At 71.4% G+C, this 3,814-nt stretch carries 6 protein-coding genes; 4 read left to right on the plus strand and 2 right to left on the minus strand.

Features of this window, described 5'->3' with window-relative positions; translation table 11 throughout:
* A partial coding sequence (locus AC1D15_RS21330; RefSeq protein ID WP_477827544.1) for a uroporphyrinogen decarboxylase/cobalamine-independent methonine synthase family protein occupies window positions 1-637 on the plus strand: 637 nt, incomplete at its 5' end.
* A gap of 3 nt (window positions 638-640) precedes the next feature.
* Here the strand turns inward: AC1D15_RS21330 and AC1D15_RS21335 are convergent.
* Both AC1D15_RS21335 and AC1D15_RS21340 read right to left on the minus strand, forming a co-directional pair.
* Window positions 641-1,303 carry a class I SAM-dependent methyltransferase gene (locus AC1D15_RS21335; protein ID WP_477827545.1) on the minus strand — a complete coding sequence of 221 codons (663 nt, stop codon included), beginning with the start codon at window positions 1,301-1,303 and terminating at the stop codon, window positions 641-643.
* An 11-nt stretch (window positions 1,304-1,314) separates the two neighbouring features.
* Complete coding sequence (locus AC1D15_RS21340; protein WP_477827546.1) at window positions 1,315-2,052, minus strand: siderophore-interacting protein; 738 nt, start codon at window positions 2,050-2,052, stop codon at window positions 1,315-1,317.
* A gap of 88 nt (window positions 2,053-2,140) precedes the next feature.
* On the opposite strand from AC1D15_RS21340, the gene AC1D15_RS21345 reads away from it, so the two are divergent.
* From AC1D15_RS21345 to AC1D15_RS21355, 3 genes are all read left to right on the plus strand, one after another.
* Entirely contained in the window at window positions 2,141-2,569 is a 429-nt protein-coding gene (locus AC1D15_RS21345) for a MarR family winged helix-turn-helix transcriptional regulator (protein ID WP_465110721.1), read from the plus strand.
* Window positions 2,570-2,685: 116 nt separating this feature from the next.
* Window positions 2,686-3,585, plus strand: a complete 900-nt coding sequence (locus AC1D15_RS21350; protein ID WP_477827547.1) for a DUF2157 domain-containing protein — start codon at window positions 2,686-2,688, stop codon at window positions 3,583-3,585.
* The coding region (locus AC1D15_RS21355; protein ID WP_477827548.1) for a DUF4401 domain-containing protein at window positions 3,582-3,814 on the plus strand (233 nt) is incomplete at its 3' end. The genes AC1D15_RS21350 and AC1D15_RS21355, both read left to right, overlap by 4 nt.

Below are 3,814 nucleotides of genomic sequence, written 5' to 3' on the forward strand. Positions count from 1 at the left end.
CTACCCGGACCTGGAGCCGTTCTACCAGGACGTGGCGAACGCTTACGGCGACGAACTGCGCTCGCTGGCCGCGGCCGGCGCGACCTATGTGCAGATGGACGACACCAACCTCGCCTACCTGTGCGACGACAAGATGCGCGAGGCGGCCCGCCAGCGCGGCGACGACCCCGACGAGCTGCCGCACCGCTACGCCGGTTTCATCAACCGCGTGGTGGCGCAGAAGCCGGCCGGCATGACGCTCGCAGTGCACCTGTGCCGCGGCAATTTCAAGAGCACCTGGGCGGCGCAGGGCGGCTACGAGCCGGTGGCGCAGGCGCTGCTGTCGGAGATGGACGTCGATGCGTACTTTCTCGAGTACGACGACGCGCGCAGCGGCGATTTCAGGCCGCTGCGCTTCCTGCCGAAGGGCAAGACGGTGGTGCTGGGCCTGGTCACGACCAAGCTCGGCGAGCTGGAGTCGAAAGACGACCTGAAGCGCCGCATCGACGAGGCCGCGAAGTACGTGCCGCTGGAGCAGCTGTGCCTGTCGCCGCAGTGCGGCTTCAGCAGCACGGTGCACGGCAACGACATCGCGGTGGAGGCGCAGCGGGCGAAGCTCAGGCTCGTCGTCGAGACCGCGCAGGAGGTGTGGGGCTGAGCCCTAGCGCTTGCGCGCGAGAGTGAGCCCGTCGCCGATCGGCAGCATCGACACATCCACCCGCTCGTCGCGATGCAGCTTCTCGTTGAGCGCCTGCAGCGCCGCAGTGTCGGTGCCGGCCGCGGCCGGGTGCGCGACCTCGCCGCTCCACAGCACGTTGTCGATCGCGATCAGCCCGCCCGGGCGCAGCAGCTGCAGGCAGCGCTCGACATACGCGTCATAGCCGCGCTTGTCGGCATCGATGAACGCGAAGTCGTAGTGCCCGGCCTCGCCCGCCGCGAGGCGTGCATCGAGCGTCAGCAACGCCGGCGCGATCTGCAGGTCGATCTTGTGCGCGACGCCCGCCTGCTGCCAGAACGGCCGGCCGACGCGGGTGTAGTCGTCGTTGATATCGCAGGCGAGCAGCCGGCCGTCATCGGGCAGCGCGAGCGCCACCGTCAGCGCGCTGTAGCCGGTGAACACGCCGACCTCGATCGTGCGGCGCGCGCCGATCAATCGCACCAGCAGCGACATGAACTGCCCCTGCTCGGGCGAGATCTGCATGCCCGCATGCGGATGCCGCCGCGTTGCCTCGCGCAGCGCCGCCTGCGCCGGGTGCTCGCGCACCGAGTGGGCGATGAGGTAGTCGAGCAGGTGGTCGTCGAGCGGCAAGGTTCTGTTGGACATGGTGGCTCCCTTCAGTCGCCGAGGTTCTCGTGGTGCGCGATGACACCGCGCTTCCAGTACGCGGCCGCGCGGATCGCGTGGCGGTCGTGGCCCTTCTCGTCGACCAGCACGCGGCGCAGCGCCGCCATCACCGCGGCCTCGCCGGCGCACCAGGCGTAGCCGTCGCCGGGCGGCAGCGTGAGCGCCCGGGCCGCGGCGAGCAGCGCATCGTCGCTGTCGACATGCTGCACCTGCAGCGCGGCGGCACTCGCCAGCGGCCGGCGGTCGGCCGCATCGAGCTGCAGCAGCACGATCGCGCGCGTGCCGGCCGGCAGCTCCTCGAGCCGGCGCTCGATCGCCGGCAGCGCGCTCGCGTCACCGATCAGCAGGTGCCAGTCGTAGTCGAGCGGGATGATGAACGAGCCGCGCGGGCCGGCCACGGTCAGCGCGTCGCCGGGCTGCGCACGCGCCGCCCAGTCGGACGCCGGGCCGTCGTCGTGCAGCGCGAAATCCAGCGTCAGCTCGCCCGCCGCGGCATCGTGGCGGCGCGGCGTGTAGTCGCGGCGCACCGGCTCGGCCGCACCGGTGTCGATGAAGAGCTTCACATGGTCGTCGAACGATGCGCTGACGAAACCCGCCATCKGCTCGCCGGCCACCACGATGCGCCGGAAGCCGGGGCTGGTGGCCTCGACGCGCACGACGCGCAGCTCGCGCCGCCTGATCTCATGCTGGACGCGCTGCACGCGCCGGGTGGATGTTTCTGCCGTCATGGGCCCGCTTTCGAAATGGTTGACAATATCCCCCATCATGGGCAAACAAGATGACAATGTCAACCATCAGGGCAAAGCAGCGCCCCGTGTGGAAGACGACGTGCTGGAGCTGATCCACACGGTGATGCACCAGTACCGCGGGCAGCAGTACCAGGTGCTGCGCGACGGGCCGCACGACATCACGCACATGGAGAGCAAGGTGCTCGGCTACTTCGGCCGCCACCCCGGCGCGACGCAGAGCGAGCTGTCGCAGCACAGCGGGCGCGACAAGGCACAGCTCGCACGGCTGATCAAGGGCCTGCGCGAGCGCGGCCTGCTCGACGCGCAGGCCGACGAGGCGGATCGGCGCAGCGTCGCGCTGTCGCTGACGCCCGACGGCCAGGCGGTGCTGCGCACGCTGCAGCAGCAGGCGCGCAAGCTGAATGCACGGGCCGTGTCGGGGTTCAGCGCGACCGAGCAGCGGCAGCTGCTGGCGCTGCTGCAGCGGGTGACGGACAACCTCGACGCGCCGGACTGACCCCGACACGGTATCGCTGTGCGCACCCGGCGGTGGCAAGCCGCGGCACTCGCTGCACCTGCCAGCGCCGGACGGCTCGGTGCATCGCTACCATCGCGCCACATCCCGGAGGAGCCATGGACCTGCACGACGAACCACCCGCGCTCTCGCAGCGCCTGCCGCAAGGCATTGCGGTGCTGGCCGCCGCGCTCGGCGGGCTGGGCCTGATCTTCTGGATCGCCGCCAACTGGGACACGCTGGGCCGCACCGGCCGCTTCGCGTTGCTGCAAGGCAGCGTCGTGGTGATGTGCGCCGGCGCGCTGTGGCGGCCCGCCTTGCGCGCGCCGCTCGGGCTGCTGGCGCTGCTCGGGATCGGCGGCCTGTTCGCCTTCTTCGGCCAGACCTACCAGACCGGCGCCGACGCCTGGCAGCTGTTCGCGCTGTGGGCCGCGCTCGCGCTGCCGCTGTGCCTGGGCGCGCGCAGCGACGTGCTGTGGGCCCCGTTCGCGCTGGTTGCGATGAGCGGCATCTCGCTGTGGATCGTCGCGCACACCGGTCACCGCTGGCGCATCGAGCCGCAGGACCTGCCGGCCCACCTGATCGGCTGGAGCGCGGCGATCGCGCTGGTGGCCGCGCTGCATCCGGCGTGGCAGCGCCTCACCGGTGGCGGCCTGTGGGGCGAGCGCACCGCGGTGACGCTGGCCGTCGTGATGGTCTGCGTGAGCGGCGCCAGCGCGGTGTTCGGTGACCGCAGCGGCGCGCACTACGCGCTGGCGCTGGCGGTGCTGGGCATCGCCGCGGTGGTGCTGGCCAATCGGCACCTGTTCGACATCTACGGGCTCAGCGCCGTGGCCCTCGGGCTGAACGCGCTGCTCGTCGCCGGGCTCACGCACTTGCTGTTCGATCGCCACAGCGGTGGCGACGAGATCGGCCGGCTGCTGCTGCTGGGCCTGTCCGCCGCCGGCCTGCTGGCCGCCAGCGTCTCGGGCGTGATGCACCTCGCACGCCGCCACGCACGCACCGGAGCCACCGCATGAGCGATTCCCTGATGGCGCCCACCGAGAACCGGCCGTGGCCGGTCGTGCTGCTGACCGGCCTCGGCGCCTGGCTGGCAGCGGTCCCGCTGATCATCTTCGTCGGCATGCTGTTCGGCGACTTCGTCACGCGCGGCGCCGGGCCCTACGTGGTCGGGCTGCTGGTGCTGGCCGGCTCGCTGGTGGTGCTGCATGCGCGGCAGGTGCCGTTGTTCGTCGAGCAGCTCGCGGT

Source organism: Rhizobacter sp. P2_H2, from assembly GCF_056403375.1.

What these genes read in the sequence shown, in the direction of transcription:
- AC1D15_RS21335 (WP_477827545.1), bottom strand. Translation starts at nt 1,303, where the DNA reads ATGTCCAACAGAACCTTGCCGCTCGACGACCACCTGCTCGACTACCTC.
- AC1D15_RS21350 (WP_477827547.1), top strand. Translation starts at nt 2,686, where the DNA reads ATGGACCTGCACGACGAACCACCCGCGCTCTCGCAGCGCCTGCCGCAA.